The sequence below is a fragment of the Dyella sp. GSA-30 genome (assembly GCF_027924605.1).
In the GTDB taxonomy this organism is placed as follows: Bacteria; Pseudomonadota; Gammaproteobacteria; order Xanthomonadales; family Rhodanobacteraceae; genus GSA-30.
Window position 1 is genome coordinate 1,368,723 of sequence record NZ_AP027042.1, and the last position, 25,092, is coordinate 1,393,814.

General features: G+C 62.4%; 22 protein-coding genes. 16 read left to right on the forward strand and 6 right to left on the reverse strand.

What is annotated here, in order from left to right:
- Window positions 1-203 precede the first annotated feature (203 nt).
- The 3 genes from QMG46_RS06025 (at window position 204) to ligB (ending at window position 3,631) form a co-directional block, all read left to right on the forward strand.
- Entirely contained in the window at window positions 204-1,079 is an 876-nt protein-coding gene (locus QMG46_RS06025) for a methylglyoxal synthase (RefSeq protein ID WP_281851584.1), read from the forward strand.
- Window positions 1,080-1,089: 10 nt separating this feature from the next.
- Window positions 1,090-1,866: an NRDE family protein gene (locus QMG46_RS06030; protein ID WP_281851585.1), complete on the forward strand. Its 777-nt coding sequence runs from the start codon at window positions 1,090-1,092 to the stop codon at window positions 1,864-1,866.
- A 91-nt stretch (window positions 1,867-1,957) separates the two neighbouring features.
- Window positions 1,958-3,631 carry an NAD-dependent DNA ligase LigB gene (ligB, locus tag QMG46_RS06035; protein ID WP_281851586.1) on the forward strand — a complete coding sequence of 558 codons (1,674 nt, stop codon included), beginning with the start codon at window positions 1,958-1,960 and terminating at the stop codon, window positions 3,629-3,631.
- Between the two features lie 2 nt (window positions 3,632-3,633).
- Here the strand turns inward: ligB and QMG46_RS06040 are convergent, their stop codons facing one another.
- Window positions 3,634-4,032, reverse strand: a complete 399-nt coding sequence (locus QMG46_RS06040; protein ID WP_281851587.1) for a YchJ family protein — start codon at window positions 4,030-4,032, stop codon at window positions 3,634-3,636.
- Between the two features lie 195 nt (window positions 4,033-4,227).
- Between QMG46_RS06040 and QMG46_RS06045 the strand changes: the two genes are divergently transcribed.
- Complete coding sequence (locus QMG46_RS06045; RefSeq protein ID WP_281851588.1) at window positions 4,228-6,150, forward strand: CocE/NonD family hydrolase; 1,923 nt, start codon at window positions 4,228-4,230, stop codon at window positions 6,148-6,150.
- Window positions 6,151-6,322: 172 nt separating this feature from the next.
- Entirely contained in the window at window positions 6,323-7,273 is a 951-nt protein-coding gene (locus QMG46_RS06050) for a hypothetical protein (RefSeq protein ID WP_281851590.1), read from the forward strand.
- A gap of 60 nt (window positions 7,274-7,333) precedes the next feature.
- Here QMG46_RS06050 and QMG46_RS06055 read toward each other — a convergent pair whose 3' ends face one another.
- Entirely contained in the window at window positions 7,334-7,531 is a 198-nt protein-coding gene (locus tag QMG46_RS06055) for a hypothetical protein (RefSeq protein WP_281851591.1), read from the reverse strand.
- Window positions 7,532-7,709: 178 nt separating this feature from the next.
- Window positions 7,710-10,913 (reverse strand): bifunctional proline dehydrogenase/L-glutamate gamma-semialdehyde dehydrogenase PutA, encoded by a 3,204-nt coding sequence (putA, locus tag QMG46_RS06060; RefSeq protein ID WP_281851592.1) that lies wholly within the window; start codon window positions 10,911-10,913, stop codon window positions 7,710-7,712.
- A gap of 423 nt (window positions 10,914-11,336) precedes the next feature.
- Here putA and QMG46_RS06065 point away from each other — a divergent pair, with 423 nt between their 5' ends.
- The 5 genes from QMG46_RS06065 to QMG46_RS06085 all read left to right on the forward strand — a co-directional run bounded on the left by QMG46_RS06065 (window position 11,337) and on the right by QMG46_RS06085 (window position 15,682).
- Complete coding sequence (locus QMG46_RS06065; RefSeq protein ID WP_345781787.1) at window positions 11,337-11,822, forward strand: DUF2244 domain-containing protein; 486 nt, start codon at window positions 11,337-11,339, stop codon at window positions 11,820-11,822.
- A 21-nt stretch (window positions 11,823-11,843) separates the two neighbouring features.
- The gene (coxB, locus tag QMG46_RS06070; RefSeq protein ID WP_281851593.1) at window positions 11,844-12,812 is read left to right on the forward strand and encodes a cytochrome c oxidase subunit II; all 969 of its coding nucleotides are present in this window, start codon (window positions 11,844-11,846) and stop codon (window positions 12,810-12,812) included.
- A 135-nt stretch (window positions 12,813-12,947) separates the two neighbouring features.
- Window positions 12,948-14,489 (forward strand): cytochrome c oxidase subunit I, encoded by a 1,542-nt coding sequence (gene ctaD / locus QMG46_RS06075; protein WP_281852821.1) that lies wholly within the window; start codon window positions 12,948-12,950, stop codon window positions 14,487-14,489.
- Window positions 14,490-14,510: 21 nt separating this feature from the next.
- Window positions 14,511-14,675: a hypothetical protein gene (locus QMG46_RS06080; RefSeq protein WP_281851594.1), complete on the forward strand. Its 165-nt coding sequence runs from the start codon at window positions 14,511-14,513 to the stop codon at window positions 14,673-14,675.
- Window positions 14,676-14,794: 119 nt separating this feature from the next.
- Window positions 14,795-15,682: a cytochrome c oxidase subunit 3 gene (locus QMG46_RS06085; protein ID WP_281851595.1), complete on the forward strand. Its 888-nt coding sequence runs from the start codon at window positions 14,795-14,797 to the stop codon at window positions 15,680-15,682.
- Window positions 15,683-15,802: 120 nt separating this feature from the next.
- Here the strand turns inward: QMG46_RS06085 and QMG46_RS06090 are convergent, their stop codons facing one another.
- The gene (locus QMG46_RS06090) at window positions 15,803-16,018 is read right to left on the reverse strand and encodes a twin transmembrane helix small protein (RefSeq protein WP_281851596.1); all 216 of its coding nucleotides are present in this window, start codon (window positions 16,016-16,018) and stop codon (window positions 15,803-15,805) included.
- 59 nt (window positions 16,019-16,077) lie between these two features.
- On the opposite strand from QMG46_RS06090, the gene QMG46_RS06095 reads away from it, so the two are divergent.
- The 6 genes from QMG46_RS06095 (at window position 16,078) to mgtA (ending at window position 22,774) form a co-directional block, all read left to right on the forward strand.
- Complete coding sequence (locus tag QMG46_RS06095) at window positions 16,078-16,818, forward strand: SURF1 family protein (protein ID WP_281851597.1); 741 nt, start codon at window positions 16,078-16,080, stop codon at window positions 16,816-16,818.
- Window positions 16,815-17,399 carry a redox-active disulfide-containing membrane protein gene (locus QMG46_RS06100; protein ID WP_281851598.1) on the forward strand — a complete coding sequence of 195 codons (585 nt, stop codon included), beginning with the start codon at window positions 16,815-16,817 and terminating at the stop codon, window positions 17,397-17,399. Before QMG46_RS06095 ends, QMG46_RS06100 begins: the two co-directional genes overlap by 4 nt.
- Window positions 17,399-18,565 (forward strand): COX15/CtaA family protein, encoded by a 1,167-nt coding sequence (locus QMG46_RS06105; protein ID WP_281851599.1) that lies wholly within the window; start codon window positions 17,399-17,401, stop codon window positions 18,563-18,565. The genes QMG46_RS06100 and QMG46_RS06105 overlap by 1 nt, the downstream gene beginning before the upstream one ends.
- Window positions 18,565-19,449, forward strand: coding sequence for a heme o synthase (cyoE, locus tag QMG46_RS06110; protein WP_281851600.1), 885 nt, complete (start codon window positions 18,565-18,567; stop codon window positions 19,447-19,449). The genes QMG46_RS06105 and cyoE overlap by 1 nt, the downstream gene beginning before the upstream one ends.
- Before the next feature lie 276 nt (window positions 19,450-19,725).
- Entirely contained in the window at window positions 19,726-19,977 is a 252-nt protein-coding gene (locus QMG46_RS06115; RefSeq protein ID WP_281851601.1) for a hypothetical protein, read from the forward strand.
- Window positions 19,978-20,110: 133 nt separating this feature from the next.
- Window positions 20,111-22,774, forward strand: a complete 2,664-nt coding sequence (gene mgtA / locus QMG46_RS06120) for a magnesium-translocating P-type ATPase (protein ID WP_281851602.1) — start codon at window positions 20,111-20,113, stop codon at window positions 22,772-22,774.
- Window positions 22,775-23,327: 553 nt separating this feature from the next.
- Here the strand turns inward: mgtA and dgoD are convergent.
- Together dgoD and QMG46_RS06130 are read right to left on the reverse strand one after the other, a co-directional pair.
- Window positions 23,328-24,476, reverse strand: coding sequence for a galactonate dehydratase (gene dgoD / locus QMG46_RS06125; protein ID WP_281851603.1), 1,149 nt, complete (start codon window positions 24,474-24,476; stop codon window positions 23,328-23,330).
- Complete coding sequence (locus tag QMG46_RS06130; RefSeq protein ID WP_281851604.1) at window positions 24,473-25,090, reverse strand: 2-dehydro-3-deoxy-6-phosphogalactonate aldolase; 618 nt, start codon at window positions 25,088-25,090, stop codon at window positions 24,473-24,475. The genes dgoD and QMG46_RS06130 overlap by 4 nt, the downstream gene beginning before the upstream one ends.
- Between the last annotated feature and the right edge of the window lie 2 nt (window positions 25,091-25,092).

Consider the following 25,092-nt stretch of genomic DNA (forward strand, 5'->3'; position numbering starts at 1 on the left):
GAGTTATCAAAGGACGGTATGGGGAGGAGTCTGTTAGCGTTTCCAGCACATCGAGAACGGAGCCGGGCGCTGTGGCGTTAAGTTTGCATCGCGCGACTACTGGTGTTGGCGGATTTTCGATATTTCCTAAGCTGCTTCTGTAGTTCACATCTGTCAAAAGCACGCAGGTACACTATCCACTATCGAAAGGTCCAGGGGCCGACATGCGGGTAGGGCTTGCCGCCAATCAACTGCACCACAGCCAGCCTGATGCGGCCTTGTTCCGTTGGCTGCATGCCTGCGGCAAAGGCATCAGTGAGCTCGATCTCACGCTATGCGCCGTCGGCCGCACCTACGATGCCATTGTGGCCGACGACCGTTTCGACGACTACGCTGGCCTACGGCGTTATCCGAACGGCCGCGAAGGCGGCCTCATGAAACTGGTGGCCGAGGTCGTCGGTTTGCCCGAATCCGAACGGGTACTCGACGGCGCCATCTACCTGATCGATCCGGTCGATCCGTCGTCGATCTTTCCGGAAGCGATCGCACTCAAGCGCCAATGCGTCATCCATCACAAGCCGTTTATTTCGACGGTGGCGTCCGCGCGTGACTGGATCGAAGTCGAGCGCATTCATGCGAATCTGACGCCTGACCACGGCGCAGATGATTTGTATGCGTTGGAAAACCACACGCTCGCGCTGATCGCGCACGATGCCATGAAAGAACAGATGCTCGCCTACGCGGCGGCGCATTTCGATGTGCTGTCGCGATTCAAGCGCCGTGTTGCCACGGGTACGACCGGGCATCGCCTCAATGAGATGGCGTGGCGCCTGGGTTGGCCTGCGGACAAGCCCTGGGCCGATCGTTATCAGAGCGGCCCTTTGGGTGGCGATGCACAGATCGCCGATCTGGTGCTGGAGCGTCGATGTCAGCGTGCGATCTTTTTCGAAGACCCGCACGTGGCGCGCCAGCACGAAGCCGATATCCAGTTGCTGGAGCGCGCCGTTACGACCGTAACCGACGAAGCCGCCTGCATGACGTCGCCACGTGTCGCCGCACGCTGGGCCGAGGCGGTACGTAAACGCGTGGCGCTGCGTTGAGGAAGTCACGATGTGCCTGATTGCATTCGCCTGGAACGCCCATCCGCACTGGCGGCTGGTGCTGGCCGGTAATCGCGATGAGTTTCATGCACGCCCCAGTGCTGAACTGGCACGTTGGCAGGACAAGCCAATCATCGGGGGACGCGACCTGGAGGCCGGAGGTACGTGGCTGGGCGTCACCGACGACGGCCGCTGCAGTGTTGTCACCAACGTGCGCGATCCACGAGATCCGCAACTTGGTCGTTCGCGTGGGCTGCTTGCACTGGATTATCTGAGCGGTACGGCCGATGCAACCGCGCATGCATCGCAGTTGGTCAACGAGGCTGCGGCTTATCGACCTTTCAATCTGCTGACTTTCGATACGCGCAGTGCGTTCTATCTGGGCAATCGTCCCGAGCCCCGCAAGCAGGCGATCGACCATGGTGTGCACGGTCTGTCCAATGCGGATTTCAATACGCCTTGGCCGAAGACCCGTCAGCTGATGCGTCGCTTGAATGCCTGGTTGCAGGCCGAGCATGCGGACGATTTCTCCGAACTGTTTGACGCGCTGGCCGATGAGCAAGTCGCCCCAGATGACGATCTGCCCGATACCGGTGTGGGTCTCGATCGTGAGCGCTGGTTGTCGGCGGCCTTCATCCGTGGCGAGCTGTACGGAACGCGAGCCAGCACGATCGTGGCGATTTCCCATGCGGGCGAAGGCGTCATTGTCGAACGCCGTTTTGGCCCCAATGCCCGCCATGACGGCGAAACGAAGTTGCGCTTCGGCCTCGCCTCTGGAGATCGTTGATCGGTCCCTACAATCGATCGAGATGAGCCCTGCTGTATCCGCTGCATAGGATCCGCATCCTGCTAGGCCGAGCTATGGCCAGGGGAAGACGATGCTTCGCAGTGCAATGGGGTTGTTCTTGTTCCTGTCTCTGACGTTGGCACACGCCGCTTGTCCCGACAAGACAGCAGAGCAAGCCAAGCCGGAGCTCGATGCATGGCGCAAGCAACTGAACGAATGGAATCGCGTGTACCGCGCCGGGGGGCGTTCTCCGGTCGATGACGATATCTATGATCAGCTGCTGCAGCGGTATGAGTCACTGCGTGCGTGTTTTCCCGGCTTGGCGAGCAAGTCCGAGCAAAGGGGTAACGCCGGAGCCATACGCGCGGCGGTCGCGCAAACGGGGCTGGGCAAGCTGGCGGATGTCGATGCTGTCGCCGAATGGATGCGAGTGCGTGACAAAGACGACCTATGGGTCCAGCCGAAAGCCGATGGCGTTGCGCTGACCTTGCTTTATATCGATGGCGAGCTGCAGTCGGCGACGAGTCGCGGCGACGGTGTGCACGGCAGCGATTGGACGCAGCAGATTCGACGCATGCCAACTGTGCCTACGCGCCTGCGGCAGGCTCCCGCCCGTGTCGTATTGCAGGGTGAACTGATATGGCGGTTCCCTGGGCACAGGCAGGCGGACAAGGGCGGCGTTGGGGCGCGATCCAAAGTGGCCGGTGCGCTGGCGCGCGAAGCACTGGACTCGGATACGGCTGCCCGGATCGGACTGTTCGTCTGGGACTGGCCTGACGGCCCGGACGATATGCAGGCACGCCTGGATGGCCTTGTAGCCATGGGGTTTGGCGATAGCGTCGCCCTGACTCAACGCGTGCATGCCCCACAGGACGTGGCGAGATGGCGAGAGCATTGGTACCGCACGGAGCTGCCTTTTTCGACCGATGGCATCGTCATACGCCAAGGGCGCCGCCCACCGGCATCGACATGGGCGGCTACGCCGCCAGCATGGGCTGCCGCATGGAAGTATCCGCCGGCCAAGGTGGTGGCCACGGTCACTGGCGTGGATTTTCGGCACGGCCGCAGCGGTCGCATGGATGCGGTGCTACAGCTCGAACCGATTGCTCTGGGCGATCGCACCGTGCGACGCGTGCTGCTGGGTTCGTTATCGCGCTGGAAAGCTCTCGATGTCCGGCCAGGCGATCAGGTAGCGGTGGCGCTGGCCGGCCTGACGATTCCGCGTTTCGACGGTGTCGTATTGCGTGCACCTCAACGCGTCGATGTGTCCATGCCGCCATCGCGGCCCGACGATGCGCTGGCTTGCTGGGAGCCGATGCCAGGTTGCGAGAAACAGTTTCTCGCGCGTCTGGTGTGGTTGAGCGGCAAGAAGGGTCTGATGATCGATGGGATGGGCGAGCACAACTGGCGGATGTTGATCGACGCCGGACTCATCCGCGGCGTGCTCGATTGGATCAGCTTGACGCCCTCGCAGTTGCGGGCAGTCTCTGGGGTTGGCCCCACGCGTGCCTCTGCATGGTCTGCTGCATTCAAACAGGCGAAGCAGCGTGATTTCGCGACATGGCTACGTTCGCTAGGCATGCCGCCAGCCGGTGCTATCGGTTTGTCGGACTGGAAAGCCGGTGCCGCGATGACGGAGCAGGCGTGGCAACAGCACCCGGGCGTGGGGCCGGCACGTGCGCGCAAGCTGAAAGCGTTCTTTGAACATCCCCAGGTGCAATCACTTGCGAAACAGCTGCACGAGGCAGGCGTAGATGGGTTCTAGAATCAGCTCTTGATCTCGCCGTCGATATAAAACCAGCGCCCGTCCTCGCGCACGAAGCGGCTGATCTCGTGCATGCGCTGCGCGCTGCCGCCGCCGTAGCGCAGGCGCGCCACGAATTCGACGATGGCGTGGTCACCATGGTTTTCATGGCGTTTCACATTCAGGCCCAGCCAGGTAGGCGGGGGTTGCTGCGTGGCCAGCTTCAGGTGTGCCGGGCGCGTGCTCGCATGCCAGGTGGCAAGCAGATAGTCCTCCAGTTTCAGCACATAAGCGCTGTAACGCGAACGCATGAGCGCCTCAGCGCTGGCAGCCACCGCGCCCTGATGCAGGAGCTGGCAGCAACGTGTGTAGCCATCGGGATTGCCGCAGGGGCAGGGTGTCAGGGTATCGATGGCTTGCACGGGCCGCAGGTCGCTCGCTGGAGGGTTGTCCGGTCATCCTTGGACGAATGCCCACAAAAATCAAATCGATCGACCGACTAGGCAAGAAGTCATGGTAGGACCGGCGCCCAGCCTCGCTTACAGTCGACAGCTCGCGCCATGGCGCTACTGCATTTCGTCACGGCTACCTCCCCTGGGTGGCCCTCAGGAGGTTGCATGACCACCGCACGTCACATGCTTTCCCTTGCCGTACTCGCCGCCGCCCTGAGCGCCGGCATGGCCGGTGCCCAGACCGCGCCGCTGACGCCCGACATCCCGGCCAAGTTCACCGCCCCCACGGAAAGCCTCGACTACGTCAAGCGCGAGGTGATGATCCCGATGCGCGATGGCGTGAAGCTGCACACCGTGATCGTGATTCCCAAGGGCGCCAAGCATGCGCCGATCCTGCTGACGCGCACGCCCTACAACGCCAGCGGCCGCGCCATGCGCCTGGAATCGCCGAAGATGATCAACGAGTTGCCGCAGGGCGACGAGGTATTCGTCAAGGGCGGCTATATCCGTGTGTTCCAGGACGTGCGCGGCAAATACGGCTCCGAAGGCGAGTACGTGATGACGCGCCCGCTGCGTGGGCCGCTCAACAGCAGCGAAGTCGATCACTCCACCGACGCCTACGACACCATCGACTGGCTGGTGAAGAACACGCCCGAATCGAATGGCAAGGTCGGCATGCTCGGCTCGTCGTACGAAGGCTTCACTGTTGTGATGGCGTTGATCCATCCGCACCCGGCGCTGAAGGTGGCCGCACCCGAAAGCCCGATGGTCGATGGCTGGATGGGCGACGACTGGTTCCACTACGGCGCGTATCGACAGACCAACTTCGACTACATCCTCGGCCAGACGGCGCAGAAGGGTAAGGGCGAGGGCATCCCGCGTGCCGGCTACGACGACTACACCAATTTCCTCGAAGCAGGCTCGGCCGGTGACTACGCGCGCGCGGCAGGTCTCGACCAGCTGCCGTTCTGGCGCAAGCTCGAAGAGCATCCGGCCTACGATGGCTTCTGGCAGGGCCAGGCGCTCGACAAGATCATGGGTCAGCAGCCGCTGACCGTGCCCACGATGTGGCTTCAAGGCCTGTGGGACCAGGAAGACATGTGGGGCGCGATCCATAGCTACGATCAGGTCGAGCCTAAAGACAAGAACAACGACAAGAATTACCTGGTGATGGGCCCCTGGCGCCACAGCCAGGTGAACTACGACGGCACCTCGCTTGGGCCGATGAAGTGGGACGGCGACACCGCGCTGCAGTTCCGCCGCGATGTGCTCAAGCCATTCTTCGATCAATACCTCGTCGATGGCGCACCGAAGGCCAATACGCCGCCGGTATTGATCTACAACACCGGCGAAAACCACTGGGATCGTTATAAGTCCTGGCCGCTCAGCTGCGACAAGGGCTGCGCCAGCAAGCCGCAACCGCTATATCTAGAGGCCGACGGCAAGCTGGCTTTCCAGGCACCGGACGCTGCCGCGGCCAAGTACGACGAATACGTATCCGATCCGGCCAAGCCGGTGCCGTATCAGCCGCGGCCTGTGCACTTTGCCGACCATGACGCGTGGACGCGCTGGCTGCTCAACGATCAGCGCTTCGTGGATGGACGTCCAGACGTCCTTACCTATGTCAGCCAGCCGTTGACCGAGCCGTTGCATATCGGTGGTGCGCCGGTGGTCAATATGTACGCGTCCACCAGCGGCACGGACAGCGACTGGGTGGTGAAGCTGATCGACGTCTATCCCGATACGGTTGCTTCGGATCCGGGCATGGGCGGTTACGAGTTGCCAATCTCGCTGGATATTTTCCGCGGCCGTTATCGCACCAGTTTCGAGCATCCGCAGGCGATCGAGTCGAACCAGCCGCTGCTCTATACCTTCGGGTTGCCGACCACGAACCATGTGTTCCAGCCGGGCCATCGCATCATGGTGCAGGTGCAGTCGACGCTGTTCCCGCTTTACGATCGCAATCCGCAGACGTTCGTGCCGAATATCTTCGACGCCAAGGCGGGCGATTATCAGAAGGCGACGCAGCGTGTATGGCATACGCCGGGTACGGCGAGCTTTATCAGCCTGCCCGTAGTATCCAAATAGGCCTTGGCCGACCGCAGCCTGAGCATGGGGCGGCGGTCAGTTTTCTTCTGATGCCTGCGCGGCATCGAGAGTCGCGCACATATCGTCGAGCCAATCGACGATAGTTACCGTCTCGGCGAGCAGTAAAATTACTCCTGCGTGGCAAGGACGCCATGTTATCTAGAGGGATCTTATGAAAAAGATTGTCGTCTCCATGCTGTGCACATTCGGATTCTCCAGTCTGGCGCTGCATGTTTCTGCCGAGCAGGCGCAGCCGGCACAGCTGGTGGCCGATACCGTCAATCGCCTCTACAACACGATTACCAGCTCTTGCCAGGAGCCAGATACGCTGGCTCCTCGGGGACACTATTACTGCAGCGGATTGCTAGTGCGCGCAGTCTCCGACGGAGACTACCTTCCCTGGCTCTATGGCCCAGATGCTATCCGGTTGGGAGCATCTTCCTATTCCTGGATTCGTGGCGACCTGAATACAACGCAGTTGCTTCGCCCGGCAGGATTTATCCTGCGCAATCCCTGGTACGGCATCACGGAAGGCTTGCCTGTGCTGGATCAGGGCTTTATGTGCCTGTTCGCGTTTGATGGAAGTACCAGTGGCTCGGGGAATCACTACGGGTGTGGTCATCCGAAGCAAGCGTTGCCGACGCGCTTCCCTCAGCCCTCAGCACAACATCGCAACGTCGATTTTGCCTGGGGCCAATGCGAAGCTGCCGGCATCTTGTCGCATGCGCAATGGGTCGCTTTCCACGAAGAGAATCCACAGCTTCCGTACGATTGGCGGCAGTGTTCCTGGAATGTCGATCGCCCCTTGGCTTGGGACAACGCCCTCCTGGAGCACAGCATTTATGGCGACCGTGGTCACGGAGGCCACTTCTATGTGTGGAACGAGCTTCTACTGAAGATCACCGATGACGAATCGCTCCTGAAAGAGAGGATCGCGGCATTCTTTTATGATCCGAACCACAGCAGTAGCGGTACGAATCCCCCGCTAGAGGCAGCACAGAATTTCCAACGAAAGCTCGATGGTCATGGCTATCAAGTCCCCGTGCTGCGTATCGATTTCAATGCGCCCGCTTCGCAGCGGGTCACCTACAGGCCGGAAGATCAGGTCATTCAGCTTAATTGACACGGTATTTGTCGTTGCCGCCCGAACTCATGACAAGCCAGCATGGTTCGGGCGGTTGGCTTACCCTGGCCGAGCGCCGAGGATGCGAGCAGGCAGAAACAACACGGCCTTGAGTAGCGAGAACACTGCATCGACTGTGATGCCGATCAGTCGAAACGGCAGCAGCAACAACCACACGATTGGATAGAGCACCAGCGCAAGCAGCGCCAGCGGCCAGCAGAACACCAGCAATAACAGCCACATCAGGAAACCGACCATGACCGGCCTCGCGGTTCGTTTCGATGGCGGCCACTTTAGTCCTGGCCGGTCGGGGTGGCTAGATGACTGGTGACACCCTTGATGCGGGACGTTAGAAAAGCCTCAGTTCTCCCTGTCGTCATCCCGGCCTGCGCCGGGATGACGAGCAGGAAAGGGTTTTTCGAGATCGCAGCCGCCCTTATTCCCCGATCGTCAGCAACGACGCATTGCCGCCCGCGGCCGTCGTGTTGATCGTCAAGGTGCGTTCGCCCGCAAAGCGCAGCAGATAGTGCGGGCCACCGGCTTTCGGGCCGGTGCCCGACAGGCCTTCGCCACCGAACGGTTGCACACCGACCACCGCGCCGATCTGGTTGCGATTGACGTAGCAGTTGCCTACGCGTGCGCGGCTCTGGATGTATTCGATGGTGTCGTCGATGCGGCTGTGAATGCCCAGCGTCAGGCCGTAGCCGGTGGCGTTGATCTGCGCGACCACCTTGTCCAGCTCGTCGCCCTTCCAGCGGATCACGTGAAGCACCGGCCCGAACACTTCGCGGGTCAGCGTAGCCAGCGACGGAATTTCATAGGCGCGCGGTGCGAAGAACGTGCCGTTGCCGGTATTCGTCGCGTCGAGCTGCACTTCGCCGATCTTCTTGGCCTCTTTGTCCATGCGTGCAGCATGGTCGACCAGAATCTTCTTCGCGTCCTCGTCGATCACCGGGCCGACGTCGGTCGACAGCTGCCCCGGATCGCCGACCTTCAGTTCGGCCATGGCGCCCGCTAGCATCGCGCTGACCTTGTCGGCGATGTCTTCCTGCACGAACAGCACGCGCGCGGCCGAGCAACGCTGGCCGGCGGACTGGAAAGCGGAGGAAATCACGTCCTTGACGATCTGTTCCGGCAGTGCGGAGGAGTCGGCGATCATCGCGTTCTGGCCGCCGGTTTCGGCGATCAGCGCGGCGATCGGTGCATTGCGTGCGGCCAGGGCGCGATTGATCGCCCAGGCGGTTTCGGTCGAGCCGGTGAAGGCGACGCCGGCAACGCGCGGGTCTTTGGTCAGTGCGGCGCCGACGACGGCGCCATCGCCTGGCAGGTACTGCAGCACGTCAGCCGGAACGCCTGCGTCGTGCAACAACTGCACCGCGACAAAGCCGATCAGGCTGGTCTGTTCGGCCGGTTTGGCTATCACGGCGTTGCCGGCAGCGAGCGCGGCCGACACCTGGCCCAGGAAAATCGCCAGAGGGAAATTCCACGGGCTGATGCAGACGAACACGCCGCGGCCGTTCAAGAACAACTGATTGCTTTCGCCCGTCGGGCCAGGCAACTGCTCCGGGTGACCGAACAGGCGGCGTGCCATCGTGGCGTAGTAGCGCAGGAAGTCGGCCGCTTCGCGGATTTCGGCGATGGCGTCGGGCAGGCTCTTGCCCGCTTCGCGCACGCACAGGGCGATGAATTCGCCGCGGCGCGCTTCGAGCTGATCGGCGGCGTGCTCCAGGATCGCCGCACGGCTGGCGGCCGGCATGCGATCCCAGGCGGGCTGTGCGGCAACCGCGTTGGCGAGCGCCTTGTCGACCGTGGCGGCGTCGGCGCTGACGTAGCTACCCACACGCTGGCGACGATCGGCCGGGTTGGTCACCTCGACCGTGGCCGCACCGACTTGCGCGCCGGGAACCAGCGGGGTGGCATTCCAGCGGCCGGTGGTGCCGGGCGGGCAGGCGGCGTTGACCGCGTCGGCCAGGGCCTTCAGTTCGTTGTCGTTTGCGAAGTTCATGCCCATGGAATTCTTCCTGGTTACAAAATTTGCATTCTGCGCAAGCGCAGAATGGTCACCATACAGATTGACCGGCAGCGGGATGCGCGGGTGGGGAATGGAGGCGAAAGCGCGTACGGTCTCGCACGGATCGGCCACCAGTTCGCGTACCGGCACGCTTTCGTCCACGACGCGGTTGACGAAGCTGGTGTTGGCGCCATTTTCCAGCAGGCGGCGCACGAGGTACGGCAGCAGGTCTTCATGGCTGCCTACCGGCGCATACACACGGCACGGCACGTTCAAGTTCTGCGCGCCGATCACTTCGGCGTAGAGGTCCGTACCCATGCCGTGCAGGCGCTGGTATTCGTAGGGACGGCCCTGTGCGATGTGATGGACCGCGGCGATGGTGTGCGCGTTGTGCGTGGCGAACTGCGGGTAGATCAGCTCCGCGCCGGCATTGAACAGACGATGCGCGCAGGCCAGATACGACACGTCGGTATTGGGCTTGCGCGTATAGACCGGGTAACCGGCCAGGCCGTTTTCCTGCGCGCGCTTGACCTCGGCGTCCCAATACGCACCCTTGACCAGGCGCACGTACCAGCGGCGGTTGGCCTGGCGCGCGGTCTCGACCAGCCAGTCGATCACGAACGGCGTGCGCTTGCCGTAGGCCTGCACGACGATGCCCAGGCCGTTCCAGCCTTGCAGCGACGGGTGTGCGAACACGTCGCCGATGATGTCCAGCGACAGTTCGAGGCGGTCGGCTTCTTCGGCGTCGACCGATAGCGCGATGCCTTGCTTCATCGCCAGCTGCGACAGTTCCAGCAACTTGGCGATGAGGTCGCGGCGCGCATGTTCGCGGTTGGCGACCTCGTAGCGCGGATGCAGCGCGGAGAGCTTCACCGAGATCGACGGCGCGTCCGTGTGATTGGCGAACGGGCCGCGCGAACCGATTGCGGCAATCGCGTTGCGGTAATCCTGCTGATAACGCTCGGCGGTTTCGCTGGTGAGCGCCGATTCGCCGAGCATGTCGTAGGAATAGCGATACATCGCGTATTCCTTCTTGGCGCAGCGGTCCAGCGCTTCGTCGATGGTGCGGCCCATCACGAACTGGTGGCCCATGATGCGCATCGCCTGACGCACCGCCAGGCGGATCGCCGGCTCGCCGGCGCGGCCGACCAGACGGCGCAATGCGCTGGCGAAGTCGTGGCGGGTTTCCTCGGCCAGATTGACCAGCTTGCCGGTGAGCATCAGGCCCCAGGTCGAGGCGTTGACGAAGACCGACTCACTCTGGCCCAGGTGCTTCTTCCAGTTGGCATCGCCGAGCTTGTCGCGGATCAGCTTGTCGGCGGTTGCCTTGTCCGGAATGCGCAGCAGCGCTTCGGCCACGCACATCAACAGCACGCCTTCCTCGCTGGAAAGGTCGTACTGGCGCATGAACGATTCCACCGCGCTCTGATCCTTGGCGCGTGCACGTACGCGCGTCACCAGATCGGCGGCGAGATCGATCACCTTCTCGCGCTCGGCGGGCGGCAGCGAGGCCTGCGCCAGCAGATCGTTGACCGCTTCGGTTTCGTCGCGGAGCCATGCCGCGGTGATGCGGGCACGAGCGGCGCTGGCGCCGGGCGGGAGTTCGGGGCTGAGGATGGGCTGGGTCACGGTACGGCTGGGTGGGGGAAAGGGTGAATTGTAGGGGTGGGGCGGGGGGGAACGCATCCGTATGGGGCATATAGACGCCTCCAATTGCCCCGGTTCTTACGTCGTCATCCCGGCGCAGGCCGGGACCCAGTGGCTCCGGGTTCCGATTTCGCGATAGAGCTCAGGCTTGAACGCTCTGGCGACAATCAACCACAAAGTCACTGGGTCCCGGCCTGCGCCGGGATGACGAATAGGGAAGTTTCCGCAATCCCCGGAGACGCGCTTCCAACTCATTCCGCGTCCCTTCAAGCCAACATCACACCCAGCAAATACTTTCGCCATCGCGCACCAGTGCACGCTCCATATGTCAAGCCTGTGCGTCATTCTTGCCCCTACCCCCCGCCGCGGCCTATCATCCGAATGTTCCAGGCACGCCGGATCCCCATGATCGTGCTTCGACCAGCTACCGCCGGCCTGCCGTGCGTAACGATGTGGCTCAAGCCAAATCGTGCACTCAGCCGTCGCGACCTGCGTCGCTTGATCGGGGTATTGGCGGCGCTGGCGTTGACGACGGCCGGGTTGGGTGCGTGGCAGGGGAACGTCTTTGCTCCGTTATTCGCTCTGCTGGAGTCCTCCGCGGTGGCATTCGCGCTGGGCGTAGCCTGGCGAGCCGGTGACCGTAGCGAGCGCATCACCCTCGACGAAACGTCGCTGGAGGTGCAGTCGCTGCCAGGCCGGCGCGGTATGCGTTTCCAGCCGTATTGGGTGCGCGTGCAGTTGAAGGCAAGTCGGGGAGGGCATCGTCTGCTGCTGACGTCGCATGGACGAGCGCTGGAAATCGGGGCTTTCCTGGCGGATGAGGAACGCATCGAGCTGTCGAAGAAACTCATGGTGCTGCTGGCGGATATCCACGGCCAGTCGCGCAGGTAGGTTCAACAAAGGTGCAAGTACATGACATCTGGCGGCATCAGGCCTGGGGTTTTCAAGCGAACGGTAACGGCATGGGCGACCCTCGCCCTGGCAGTGTTCTGCGGCATCGCCCAGGCCAACCCGAAACCCGGCCAGCTCAACATGACCCCCGGTTCCTCGGAGTGGTCCGGCGAGCCCTACTTCCTCAATAACGTCGCGCTCGGCGTCTGCGTCGTTATCGGCATCCTTGTTTTCGGCGCGATGTTCATCGCCATGTTCCGCTTCCGCAAGTCGCGCGGCGCGGTGGCCGAGAAGTGGTCGCACAACACCACGCTCGAAATCGTCTGGACCACGGTCCCGGTGATCATCCTGATCGTGCTTGCCTACCTGGCGACCAACGGTCTGAAGACCTTCGCCGACACCACCGGCTCGCAGATGACCGTCAAGGTCACCGGCTATCAGTGGAAGTGGCGCTACGACTACATCGATTACATGGGCAAGTCGATCGACAAGGTCGGCTTCATGTCCAAGCTCGATCGCGAGAGCGACGAGACCCGCCAGCTGCGCTCGGGCATGGACCCGAATGCGGTCAAGGTGGGCGACGAGAACACCTACCTGCTCAACGTGGACGAACCGCTGGTGGTCCCGGTGGGCACCAAGATCCGCTTCGTGATTACCGCCGGCGACGTGATCCACTCCTGGTGGGTGCCGGCGCTGGGTTGGAAGATGGACGCGATCCCGGGCATCGTCAACGCGGCCTGGACCAACATCAAGGAGCCTGGCGTGTACCGCGGCCAGTGCGCCGAGCTGTGCGGCCAGGACCATGGCTTCATGCCGATCGTGGTCAAGGCGCTACCGAAGGCGGAGTTCGAGCAGTGGCTGGCGCAGAAGCAGGCCGCCGCCACACCGCCGGCCCCGCCTGCCGCTCCGGCTGCGCCCGCTGCAGCGTCGACGGCCCCCGCGCCGAAGACCGCGCAGGTCGCTCCCGTCACCGGCAATTCCCAGGGCTAAGCGCTAGCGCGCTCGCTTCCATCATCAGATTCGATTCGTATTAGGTAGAGGTGCAAGGCCATGGCGCACGAAGCCACCCACGACCACCACGACGATCATCACGGCGCACCGAAGAACTTCTTCGTGCGCTGGTGCATGTCCACCAACCACAAGGACATCGGCACCCTGTACCTGGTGTTCTCGCTGCTGATGTTCTTCATCGGCGGCAGCTTCGCGATGGTGATCCGCGCGGAGCTGTTCAAGCCGGGCATGCAGCTGGTGCAGCCGTATTTCTTCAACGAAATGACCACGATGCATGCGCTGGTCATGATCTTCGGCGCGGTCATGCCGGCCTTCGTCGGCCTCGGCAACTGGATGATCCCGCTGATGGTCGGTGCGCCGGACATGGCGTTGCCGCGCATGAACAACCTGTCGTTCTGGATCCTGCCGTTCGCCTTCACGCTGCTGCTGTCCACCTTGTTCATGCCCGGCGGCGGTCCTGCCGGCGGCTGGACGATGTACCCGCCGCTGTCGCTGCAGGGTTCGTCGATCGCCTACGTGGTGTTCGCGGTGCACTTGATGGGTATCAGCTCGATCATGGGCGCGATCAACATCATCGCTACCATCCTCAACATGCGCGCGCCTGGCATGGATCTGCTCAAGATGCCGGTGTTCGTGTGGAGCTGGCTGATCACCGCCTTCCTGCTGATCGCCGTGATGCCGGTGCTCGCCGGTGCGGTGACGATGCTGCTGACCGACAAGTACTTCGGCACCAACTTCTTCAATGCCGCCGGCGGCGGTGACCCGGTCTTGTTCCAGCACATCTTCTGGTTCTTCGGTCACCCCGAGGTCTACATCATGATCCTGCCGGCCTTCGGCCTGGTCTCGGAGATCATCCCCACCTTCGCGCGCAAGCCGATCTTCGGCTACAAGGCGATGGTGTTCGCGATTGCCTCGATCGCCTTCCTGTCGTTCATCGTGTGGGCGCACCACATGTTCGCGGTGGGTCTGCCGCTGGGCGGCGAAATCTTCTTCATGTACGCCACGATGCTGATCGCTGTGCCCACCGGCGTGAAGGTGTTCAACTGGGTCAGCACCATGTGGGGCGGCTCGATGACCTTCGAAACGCCGATGCTGTTCGCGATCGCCTTCGTGATCCTGTTCACCATCGGCGGCTTCTCCGGCCTGATGCTGGCGCTGGCTCCGGCCGACTTCCAGTACCACGACACCTACTTCGTGGTGGCGCACTTCCACTACGTGCTGGTGACCGGTGCGATCTTCGCGATCATTGCTGGCGCGTACTACTGGCTGCCCAAGTGGACCGGCCACATGTACTCGGAAACCTGGGGCAAGATCCATTTCTGGAACTCGGTGATCTGGGTCAACGTGCTGTTCTTCCCACAGCACTTCCTGGGTCTGGCCGGCATGCCGCGCCGTATCCCGGATTACAACGTCGCGTTCGCCAACTTCAATATGATCAGCTCGATCGGCGGCTTCCTGTTCGGCGCCTCGCAGTTGATCTTCCTGGGCGTGCTGGTCCATGCGGTGTGGTTCTCCAAGAAGAAGGCCACCGACCGCGTATGGGAAGGCGCCAAGGGCCTGGAGTGGACGGTGCCGTCGCCGGCCCCGTATCACACCTTCGACGTGCCACCGATCGTGCACGACTCCGAGCTGGCACACGGTCACCTTGACGATTGATCGGCTATACACGCTGCGGCCATGGCGGTCGCAGCGTTGAAATCGGTGTTGGATAACTTGGAAACAGGCAAAGATCCGATGGAAGAAGCGCGTCGCAGAGGTGCCAAGCGCACCGCCCTGATTGTTGCAGTGATTGCGATCGCGATTTTCCTGTTGTCGATCCTGCAGATGGTGAAGTTCAAGTAAGACCGGTTTCGCAGGCAGTATCCCGAAACGATGCGCGGCATCGAATCGGATAGCAGTTCCTCGCCACGGTGTGTTACCGGGGTGACAAGCAACCTAAGAGATATCCACGGGGTTACACCATGGGTCAGCAGCAAGACGCTTATTTCGTACCGGCCAAGAGTTACTGGCCCTTCGTGGCCGCGATCGTGATGTTCGTGACCGTGTTCGGCGCTGCGCATTGGCTGAACGCGCCGCCCGGCGAAGCCGGCTTCGGCCGGACGGTGCTGACCGTCGGCGTCATCGGCATCCTGCTGATGTTCTTCGGCTGGTTCCGCTCGGTGATCCGCGAGTCGCTCGCCGGTAGCTACAACAACCAGGTGGACCGCTCGTTCCGCATGGGCATGATGTGGTTCATCTTCTCCGAAGTGATGTTCTTCGGCGCCTTCTTCGGCGCGCTGTTCTATGCCCGCGCAATCTCGGTGCCGTGGCTGGGCGGCGAAGGCCATGGCGTGCTGACCCACCAGTTCCTGTGGAGCAACTACTCCGCTGCCTGGGGTGCGGGCGGCGGTGGCGGTCCGGCAGGTGTCGGCGGTCGTTTCTCGACCATTGGCCCGTGGGGCCTGCCGTTGCTCAATACGCTGATCCTGCTGACCTCCAGCGTGACGATCACCATTGCTCACCACGCGCTCAATTCGGGCCACCGTGGTCGCATCCTGCTGTTCCTGGGCCTGACCGTGCTGCTTGGCGCCACGTTCCTGAACTTCCAGGCGCACGAGTACATGGAGGCCTATAAGGAGCTCAACCTGACCCTGCACAGCGGCGTCTACGGTTCGACCTTCTTCATGCTCACCGGCTTCCACGGCCTGCACGTGACCTTGGGCACGATCATGCTGGCGGTGATCTGGCTGCGCGTGCTCAAGGGCCACTTCAACAAGGAGCACCAGTTCGGCTTCGAGGCCGTGGCGTGGTACTGGCACTTCGTTGACGTGGTGTGGCTGGGCCTGTTTATGTTCGTCTACATTCTTTAATCCGCTTTTGCGGTGCACAAAAAACCCGCCGGAAGGCGGGTTTTTTTGTTGTTCCGATATGGCTGCGTCTGGCGTGCCAATTGTCGCGCCTCAGGCGTATCCGACGCCCAACCGTTACAATCACTGCCCCACGTCATGTGGATGGAGCCAGCCCATCCAGATGCCGAAAACGACCATCAAGATCAGCACGATGGACAGGCCGATGCGGCGCGTCAGCGCCCAGACGGTCCGCTTGCTGCCGTCCTTGTCGGTCATCATGAAAAACAGCGCCTGGCCGAGATTGAACAGAACCACTAACAACACGACCACCAGCGCAACTTTGTAGACGGTTTCCACGTGATTGTTCCGAACGATGTTGACATCGCGAGTATAGCCTTCACGCCCGGTGGGATCGCGTGAACTTGTGGCGTCGTCCGCGTTGGTGGGCCGTGCTGCTGACCGTGGCCGGATGTCTTGTTTTTCTGCGCCTTGGCGTATGGCAGCTGCATCGCGCCGACGAAAAGGACGAACTTCTGCGGCGGTATGCCGCATCGGCGCAGGCGTCGCTGAGCGACTTTGCCGCCGTGGCCGCCACACCGCCGCTGGATGCTTATCCGCGGGTGCGAGTGCAGGGCCATTATCTGGTCGATCGCGTCTATCTGCTCGACAACCCCAAGCACGATCAGCGTGGCGGGGTAGAGGTCTATGCGCCCTTCCAGGTGCGTGATGCGTCGTCGCTGCTGCTGGTGGACCAGGGGTTTCTGCCGGGCAATGGTACCGACCAGGCACCGCAGTTCCCGCCGCTGCCTTCGGGTGAACTGACCCTGCAAGGTCTCTATCAGCCGGCGCCCGGGGTAGGTTTCGAAATGGGTGGTAACGCGCTGGCTGCGCAGACGCACTGGCCCAAGACCACGATTTTCCTGGACCTCAAGCAGGTTCAACAGGACCTGGGTCAGTCGCTCTATCCGCGTGTGCTCGCGCTCGATGCCGATCCTGCGTCGATCTATGTGCGCGAACACACGCTCGACTTTTCATCGATGCCGCCCGCGCGGCATCGCGCCTACGCTTTTCAGTGGTTCACTTTCGCGGTCGTGGCGGTGGTGATGTTTATCGTCCTGCATCGTCGCCGCAAACCCAAGCCTTCGGACAACGCATGAATCAACCCTCCGCCTCGGGACAGACGCCGCCGAACCTGCGTGCCAGTCGCCTGAAACTGTTGCTGATCGTCGGCATTTTCATGGCGCCGATCCTGGCTGCCGGCGTACTGACCTTTTCCGGTTGGCAGCCCGAGGGCAAGGCCAACGGCGTGGCGATCACGCCGCAGCGCAACTTTGCCGACGAGCATTTGCGCGTCGCATTGAGCCAGGGTGGCGAGTGGGCCTGGCGCGCGAGCGAGCCGAAGCTCACGCTTATCGCGCTGGCCGGTCCCGGTTGTGCCGCGCAGTGTGTGGATACATTGACCAAGATGGCCGCCGCGCGCATCACGCTCAATCAAAACGCCGATCGTCTGCGGCTTCTGTATATCGGCACGCCGCCTGCAGGTGAAGCGGCTGTCGCCATGCAGCACTACTGGCAGCTCGGCAGCGATGCCGAGGACAAGCTCGCCGCATTTCGTCCGAGCACGCCCGATAGCGTGAGCGCGTTGCTGGTCGAGTCCAATGGCACGGCGCTGTCGCTGTATCCCGCCGGTTTCGATCCGACCGGTTTGCGCAAGGACCTGCAGAAGGTGATTCGCTGATGTCCAGCCGCTCCGTGAAAATCCTGCGCGGTCTGGCGTTGCTGGCCGCGGTCTTCGCGTTTGGCGTAGTGATGTTCGGTGCATTCGTGCGCCTGTCCAACGCGGGGCTGTCCTGCCCGGATTGGCCGACTTGCTATGGCCAGGTGGCATGGCCCGAGCACCAGCACGAGATTGCGCAGGCGAACCAGGCCTTTCCGGATCGCCCTTTTGAAACGCACAAGGCGTGGCGCGAGCAGGTGCATCGTTTTCTCGCCGGCTCGCTCGGCGTGCTGGTGCTGAGCATTGCGTTGATCGCCAGCTGGCGTACGCGTTGGGCGCGCATGGCGGTGATCGCTGGTGCGCTCTTCGCTGTGGTCGGCACGGTGCTGTATATTCGCGGCGAGCATGTCTGGTCGTCCGTGTTGTCGGCGTTTGCCATCGGGCTGCCCTTGATTGCCGCGATCGGTCTGCGCAGGCCGGGTGCCTGGCGCATCAGCGTGCTTGCGCTGGCGGTGATCATTTTCCAGGCGATGCTCGGCATGTGGACGGTTACCTTGCTGCTCAAGCCGATCGTCGTCATGGGGCATCTGCTGGGCGGCATCACGACGTTCGCCTTGCTCGCCTATGCCGCGCTGCGCTACGCCGGTGTGGGCGCGCGCGACGACAGTTATGCAGCGCTGCGCAAGCTGGTCGTGATCGGCATCGTGCTGCTGATTGGACAGATTGCTTTGGGCGGCTGGACCTCGGCGAACTATGCCGCACTGGCCTGTGGCACCGATTTTCCGACCTGTCTGGGCCAGTGGGCACCGCCGACCGATTTCAAGGAAGGTTTCGTGCTCTGGCGTGGCATTGGGGTGAATTACGAAGGCGGCGTGCTGGACATGGCGGCACGTAGCGCCATCCAGATCGCCCATCGCATCGGTGCGCTGATCGTGTTCTGCTATCTCGCATTTCTCGCGCACAAGGTGTCGCGCCGGGGCCTGCGCGGGCTCGGGCTGGCGATCGCCGTGGTGCTGGTGACCCAGGTGCTGCTGGGTATCAGCAATGTCCATTTCGGTTTACCGTTGCCGGTAGCCACGTTGCACAATGGTGTCGCCGCGTTGCTGCTGTTCGTACTCCTGGCCACGCTGGCACGGACACAGCAGCGGCATGACGACTCGATCTTTCTCAGTCTGGGCGCACGCTGATGAGCGGCAAGTTCGGTGAATATCTGCAATTGACCAAGCCGCGCGTCGTCGCGCTGCTGGTGTTTTGCGCGGTCATCGGCATGTTTCTCGCCGTGCCGGGCATGCCGCCGTGGCGTGCACTGGTATGGGGCACCCTGGGCATCTGGTTGGCATCGGCGTCGGCTGCGGCGTTCAATCATCTGATCGATCAACGGATCGACAAGCTGATGGCGCGCACCGCGCATCGGCCGCTGGCGACCGGGCATCTGGCGCCGACGCAGGTACTGACTTTCGCCTTGGCGCTGGGCGTGCTCTCGATGCTGGTGCTGGTATTACTGGTCAATCCGCTGACCGCACTGCTGACGTTTGGCGGCTTGATCGGCTATGCCGTGATCTACACCGCCTACCTCAAGCGCGCCACGCCGCAGAACATCGTGATCGGCGGCTTGGCCGGCGCGATTCCGCCGGTGTTGGGCTGGACGGCGGTGACCGGTTCGCTGCATCCGTTTGCGCTGCAGCTGTGCCTGATCATCTTCGTGTGGACGCCGCCGCATTTCTGGGCGCTGGCGATCTTCCGTCGCGACGACTACGCACGGGCGCAGGTGCCCATGCTGCCCGTGACGCATGGCGTGACCTACACGCGCTGGCACGTATTCTTCTACACCATCCTGCTGGTGCTGGTGACGCTGCTGCCGACGCTGACCGGCCACAGCGGCCTGGTCTACCTGGGTGGGGCCGTGGTGCTGGGCGCGGGTTTTCTCTACTACGCCGTGCGCCTGCTCAACCCGCCCGACGAGTTCTTTGCGATGAAGGTATTCAACTACTCCATCGTGTATCTGATGGCGCTGTTTGCGTTCCTGCTGGTGGACCACTATCTGTTCGAGCCGGCGGTCCTGGTCGGTTAGCCCCAGCCATGGCTTGACAGCTTCGCATCCCAGCGTCAGAATAGCCGCGCTGCCGTCGCGTGTTTACGCCCGGTAGCACTTTAGTCCTTACTAACCAAGGCATATGGACATTTACCCTAGTCGCAACGTCGACATCCGCGAGCATCGGGTGCCGGCATTGCATAACAAGCTGATCGTCTGCGGCGACCGCCAGCGGTCGGCCGGCGCTTTCCTCGACTAGGGAAGTCCGGCCCGACTCCTTCGGGCGCCACAGGCGCCACTACGAGGAGACGGGCTATGAAGCTCCTTCGCGATTTCTTTCGTCTGCGCACCGCAGGTCGGTTTTCCCTGGCCGGCCGCCGTGCGAACGCGCGCCGTACGTTTACCGTCACGGTTCCCGCGCCGCTGAACATGCCGACCACGACCCCATCGGCCGTCATCGACATGCACTGGAAGGCCGACCCCAAGCGTGGCCTGCTGGTCGCTCGCTGGCATGAACATGTACCTCCGCAAGCGCCTCGTCATCTGAATCTGGTACCTAGTCATTGACGAAGTAGTGCGCCCGTCGCCAGCGGCGGGCGCAGGCTGCCTAAGCCATCAGCGCAGGCGTTGAGCGTTAGCTGCGGGTTCTCCCGCGTATCTCGCTGATTCGCCCATATCAACGACATACCGGAAATGTGTCATGTTCAAACATTCCTCCCAGGCCGTCGCGGGCAAGACGGCAGGTAAGGGCGGGTCGACCGCCCCGGCGCGCGTCGCCGTGGCTGTCGAGGCGTTCCGTGACAACGAGGCCCTGTTCGCCGTACTCGATACCAGTGCGGCCGGTCTGGATGAAGAGCAGATCGCCGAGCGCCTGGAGCGCGACGGCATCAACGAGGTGTCCCACGAGAAGCCGCCGCACTGGTCGCGGCAACTGCTGCGTGCGTTCAAGAACCCCTTCATTGTCGTGCTGCTGGTGTTGGCCGGTGTGCAGTTGTTTACCGACGGCGACGATCTCACCGGCCCGATCATCATTGCGGTGATGGTAGGTATCAGCGTGCTGCTGAGCTTTTCGCAGGAATACCGTTCCTCGAAGGCAGCCGAAAATCTGAAGGCGATGGTGCGCAACACCGCGACGGTAACGCGCCGTGCTTCGGATGGGCATAGCGAGCGTCTGGAAGTGCCGGTCGGCGAGCTGGTAGCGGGCGATATCGTGCATCTGGCGGCCGGCGACATGGTGCCGGCGGACCTGCGCCTGTTCAGTGCGAAAGACCTGTTCATCAGCCAGGCCATCCTGACAGGCGAATCCCTGCCGGTGGAGAAGGCCGCGCCGACGCATGCGCAGATCAGCGAGGGTGACACGCAGTCCGATAGCCCGCTCGACCTGCCGTCCGTCTGCTACATGGGCACCAACGTCGTCAGCGGCACTGCCAGCGCGGTGGTCGTGGCGACCGGCTCGCGCAGCTACCTCGGTTCGCTTGCGCGCACCATCGTCGGCCAGCGCGTGCAGACCAGCTTCGATCGCGGCGTAAGCAGCGTCAGCTGGCTGCTGATCCGCTTCATGCTGGTGATGGTGCCGGTGGTCTTTGCGATCAACTGGATCGACAAGGGCAGTTTTCTGGAAGCGTTCCTGTTCGCGCTGTCGGTGGCGGTCGGCCTGACGCCGGAAATGCTGCCGCTGATCGTCACCGCCAACCTGGGCAAGGGCGCCATCGCCATGTCCAAGCGTAAGGTGGTGGTCAAGCGCCTCAACGCGATCCAGAACTTCGGCGCGATGGATGTGCTGTGCACGGACAAGACCGGCACGCTCACGCTGGACAAGATCGTCCTGGAGCGCCACCTGGATCTTTATGGCGAGGAATCGGACGAGGCGCTCGAGTACGGCTATCTCAACAGCCATTTCCAGACCGGTTTGAAGAACCTGATGGACAAGGCGGTGCTGGAGCATCGCGATCTCGAGCCGACCGCTGCGCGTTATCACGTCGTCGACGAGATTCCGTTCGACTTCCAGCGCCGCCGCATGTCGGTGGTGGTGAGTAACGGCGACGGTAACGAGCTGCTGGTGTGCAAGGGCGCGGTCGAGGAAATGCTGTCGATCTGTTCGTATGCCAAGGCGGGTGACGAGATCCTGCCGATGACGGACGAGCAACGCACTGACATCAAGGCGATGACACGTCGCTTGAATGAGGATGGCCTGCGCGTGCTGGTGGTGGCAGTCAAGCATCAAGTGCCGCTGGGCCGTACCTATGGTGTCGCCGACGAAAGCGCCCTGATTGCGGTGGGTTGCCTGGCTTTCCTCGACCCGCCCAAAGACACGGCGGCCACGGCCATTGCCGCGCTTCACCATCACGGTGTAGAGGTAAAGGTCATTACCGGCGACAACGAGGCGGTCACGCGCAAGATCTGCCGCGAGGTCGGCCTGGAAGTCGAGCATTCGACCCAAGGCAAGCATATCGAACCGCTGGACGATGCCGCTCTGGACGAGCTTGTCAAGCGCACGACTGTCTTTGCCAAGATGTCACCGCTGCAGAAGGCTCGCGTGGTGAAGTCACTGCAGCGCCAGGGCCACACGGTTGGCTTTCTCGGTGATGGCATCAATGATGCCCCGGCATTGCGCGAAGCGGACGTGGGCATCTCGGTGGACACCGCGACCGATATCGCCAAGGAATCGGCGGACATCATCCTGCTCGAAAAGAACCTGATGGTGCTCGAAGAAGGCGTGCTCGAAGGGCGCGTCACCTTCGGCAACATCATGAAGTACATCAAGATGACCGCCAGCTCGAACTTCGGCAACGTGTTCAGCGTGCTGATCGCCAGCGCGTTCCTGCCGTTCCTGCCGATGGCGCCGTTGCAGATCCTGGTGCAGAACCTGCTTTACGATCTGTCGCAGCTGTCGATTCCGTTCGATCGCATGGACGAGGAATACCTGCGCAAGCCGCGCAAATGGGACGCCAGCGATATCGGTCGTTTCATGGTGTGGATCGGCCCGGTCAGCTCAATCTTCGACATCACCACGTTCTATCTGATGTGGCACTACTTCGGTGCCAACAGCGCGGAGCATCAGTCGCTGTTCCAGTCGGGCTGGTTCATTGAAGGCTTGCTGTCGCAGACGCTGATCGTGCACATGATCCGCACACGCCGCATTCCGTTCCTGCAAAGCGTGGCCGCTGCACCGGTACTCGCACTGACCACGGCGATCATCATCATCGGCATGCTGATTCCGTTCTCGGGCATCGGCGCCAAGATCGGCATGGTGCCGCTGCCGCCGATCTACTTCGCATGGCTGGCGCTGACGCTGCTTTGCTACTGCGGTTTGACGCAGTTGATGAAGGTCATTTACATCCGACGCTATGGGCGTTGGCTGTAAGAGCGAGTTGCGAGTGATCAGGAGTGAGGAGAGAGTAAAAGCCCCCCTCACCCCAACCCTCTCCCCCGGCAAAGCCAGGGGAGAGGGAGCTAACTGAGTCAACTTCAGTATTTCGCACTTGCGTAACCTGCCCCCTCTCCCCTGGCTCTGCCGGGGGAGAGGGTTGGGGTGAGGGGGGCACGCTTTAAGTCCTCACCGCCACGACGCTTCGCGCACAGATCCGGCGTACCTCAGAAGCGCCAGAAGTGTCCCCTGACGATTCGAGTAGGCGGCACGAACGGTTTTATCTCTCAATGCTGCTCAGAGCCTTGGCTCCAAAGGCCATTCTCTCTTTGGTTACTTTCTCTTTGGGCCAGCAAAGAGAAAGTGACTCGGACGCCGGCAGGCGTTCGAAACGCCCGCTGCGTAAGCGGCCAGGTCGCCCGAACACTCAGGCAAGAACGAGACATTCATGTCAAAAGGCTTCCGGCCTACGCCGAAATGACGAAGTAGGAGGCGCCTATAGAAAGCGACAACCCCAAAAGTAAAGAGGCGGCCGAAGCCGCCTCTCAAATCACCACTCGGCAACACTTCCATCCCGATGCCGCCACAACGGATTACGCCAATCCGGCGCATCCTTGCTGCGTTCGATCACCAGAGCTTCGTCCACCTCGACACCCAACCCCGGCTTGTCGAACGGTTTGGCAAATCCGTTCTCGAGTGCGAAGGCGTCCTTATTGAGGACATAGTCGAGCAGCTCGCCACCCTTGTTGTAGTGAATGCCCATGCTCTGTTCCTGCAGCACCGCATTCCACGAAATGAAGTCGACATGCAGGCAGGCGGCCAGGGCGATCGGTCCCAGCGGGCAATGCGGCGCGAACGCCACATCGTAAGCTTCGGCCATCGCGGCGATCTTCATGCACTCGGTGATACCGCCGGCATGCGACAGGTCCGGTTGCAGGATCGAGATGCCGCCGCGCTCCAGCACGCGCTTGAATTCGAAGCGGGAGTACATGCGCTCGCCGGCGGCCAGCGGGATATGCGTGGAGGCTGCCAGGCGCGGGTAGTGCTCGGACTGCTCGGCCAGTACCGGCTCTTCGATGAACAGCGGACGGAACGGCTCCAGTTCCTTGATCAGCACCTTGGCCATCGGCGCAGCGACACGGCCATGGAAATCCAGGCCGAAGTCGATCGAGTTGCCGAAGGCTTCGCGAATCTCGGCGACATTGGCGACGGCCGCGTCGATGGCGCGCGCATTGTCGACGATAGCCAGTTCTTCGCAACCGTTGAGCTTGAAGGTGTCGAAGCCGAGTTCGAGGCGCTGGCGGATCTGCGCGATGATGTCGGCGGGTCGGTCGCCGCCGACCCAACAATAGGTCTTCATGCGATCGCGTACGCGGCCGCCGAGGAGATCATAGACCGGCACGCCGAGGGCCTTGCCCTTGATATCCCACAGCGCCTGGTCGATACCGGCGATCGCGCTCATGAAGACCGCGCCGCCGCGATAGAAGCCGCCGCGGTACATGGCCTGCCACAGGTCGTTGATACGTCCCGGGTCCTGTCCGATCAGGTATTCGCTCAGCTCGTGCACGGCCGCTTCCACCGTGCGTGCGCGGCCCTCGATGACGGGTTCGCCCCAGCCGACAACGCCCTCGTCGGTTTCGATTTTCAGGAACATCCAGCGCGGAGGAACCCGGTAGGTAGTGAGCTTGGTGATCTTCATGCGTGATGTTGACGATAGGCGTGGATAAAAGCGTCGGCTCGCTCGCGCGTCTGCGCGGGTGTCTGGCCGGGTTTGTACAGGTCGCTGCCCAGCCCGGCACCGGTACAGCCGGCGTCGAGGAAGGTCCCTAGATTATCTGGTGTAACACCACCGACGGCGAGCAAGGGCACATCCTTTGGTAGTACGGCACGGATCGCCTTGACGTAGGCCGGGCCAAACGTGGTGGACGGGAACAGCTTCAGCGACTGCGCGCCGGCACGCAGCGCGGCAAACGCCTCGCTGGGTGTGGCGAAGCCGATAGCAGTATAGAGGCCATGATCGCGGCTGCGGCGAATCACGGTCTCGTCCGTGTTGGGCGTCACGATCAGCTTGCCGCCAAGGCTGGCGACCTCGTCGACCAGACCCTCGCTCAATACGGTACCTGCGCCGATCAGGGCCTGCTTGCCGCAGGCGGCCACCGTATCGGCAATGCTGCGTTGCCAGTCGGGCGAATTGAGCGGAATCTCGATCGCGTCGAAGCCGGCGGCGACAAGTTCCTGCGTGTGCGCCACCGCTTCGTCGGGGCGAATGCCACGCAAGATGGCGACTAGTGGGAGTGCGGTGGGCCAGGTCATGC